Annotated in this window: 1 protein-coding gene; it reads left to right on the forward strand. The window is 73.6% G+C overall.

All coding sequences use genetic code 11. The features are described from left to right. On the forward strand, positions 1–1,586 hold a 1,586-nt coding region (locus VGT06_07315; protein HEV8662928.1), incomplete at both ends, for a GspE/PulE family protein.

Here is a 1,586-nt window from a genome sequence, read left to right on the forward strand (position 1 = left end):
TTGCACGAGCTGCTGGTGACCGAGGGGCTCGTCCCCGAGGCGGCGGCGGCCACGCTCGCCCGGGAGAGCAACGGGGACGTCCAGGCCTTCCTGGACCTCCTGGCGGCCCGCCACCAGGTCGCGGCCTCCCCCCTCGCCCGCCTCCTCAGCCGCCTCTACGACCTGCCGGCCTGGGATGGGGGGCAGCCGCCGGTCGCCGTGGAGGTGCTCTCCCGCTTCCCCCCCGAGACCTGCCGGCGGCGGGGCTTCGTCCCCCTGCGCCTCCCCGAGGGGGGCGTAGGCGTGGCGCTGGTGGATCCCGGGAACCTCCCTCTGCTGGACGCGCTCCGCCGGGCGCTCCCGGGCCCGCTGGCCTGCTACGTGACCCCCCGCGCCACCCTCGAGGCCGCCCTCGCCGCGGCGGCGGGGGCTCCGGCCGCCCTGGCCGTCCTCGAGGAGGACCTGCCGGCCACGCTGGCGGCGGAAGGGCCGGCCGAGGCGGCCTACGCCCTCGAGACCGGCGCCGGAGGGACCGCGCCCCCGATCATCCGCCTCATGGACACGCTCCTCCGCAACGCCCTGGCCGCGCGGGCCTCCGATATCCACCTGGAGGGGAGCGACCAGGGGGTGGCCGTCAAGTTCCGGATCGACGGGATGCTCTACCCGGCGGGCCCCGCCCTGCCCCGCGCCTACCAGGAGCCGGTCATCTCCCGGCTCAAGGTGATGGCGGAGCTGGACATCGCCGAGCACCGCCTCCCCCAGGACGGGCGCTTCAAGCTCCGGCGGGAGAGCGGGCCCCCCATCGACTGCCGCCTGAGCATCCTCCCCAGCGGGTTCGGGGAGGGGGCCGTGATCCGGATCCTGGACAAGGCCGCGCTCACGGCGGAGCTGCAGGAGCTGAAGCTCGAGCGGCTGGGCTTCCCCGCCCCGGACCTCACCCGGTTCCGCCGGCAGCTCAGCAAGCCCTACGGCCTCGTCCTCGTCACCGGGCCCACCGGGAGCGGGAAGACCACGACCCTCTATGCCGCCCTCACGGAGATCCACAGCGGGCAGGACAAGATCGTCACCATCGAGGACCCGATCGAGTATCAGCTCAAGGGAGTCATCCAGGTCCCGGTCAACGAGAAGAAGGGGCTCACCTTCGCCCGCGGGTTGCGCTCGATCCTCCGCCACGACCCGGACAAGATCATGGTCGGCGAGATCCGGGACTCCGAGACCGCCCAGATCGCGGTCCAGGCGGCTCTCACGGGGCATCTGGTCTTCACGACGGTCCACGCCAACAACGCCGTGGATGTCGTGGGCCGGCTCCTGCACATGGGGCTGGACCCCTACAATTTCGTCGCCGCCCTCTCCTGTATCCTCACCCAGCGCCTGGTGCGCCTGATCTGCCCGGGCTGCCGCGCGCCGCTCTCCCTCTCCCCCGACGGGCTGGCCGCCGCCGGGCTTCCCCCGGCGTCCTGGCAGGGCGTCCCCCTGTTCCAGGGCCGGGGGTGCCCCGCCTGCCACGGCACCGGCTACATGGGTCGGACCGGGATCTTCGAGCTGGTCGAGGTGAGCGACCGCTTCCAGGAGGCCATCCTGGCCCGGCGCCCGGGGGGAGAGTTGCG

The sequence above is a fragment of the Candidatus Methylomirabilis sp. genome, assembly GCA_036000645.1.
In the GTDB taxonomy this organism is placed as follows: Bacteria; Methylomirabilota; Methylomirabilia; order Methylomirabilales; family JACPAU01; genus JACPAU01.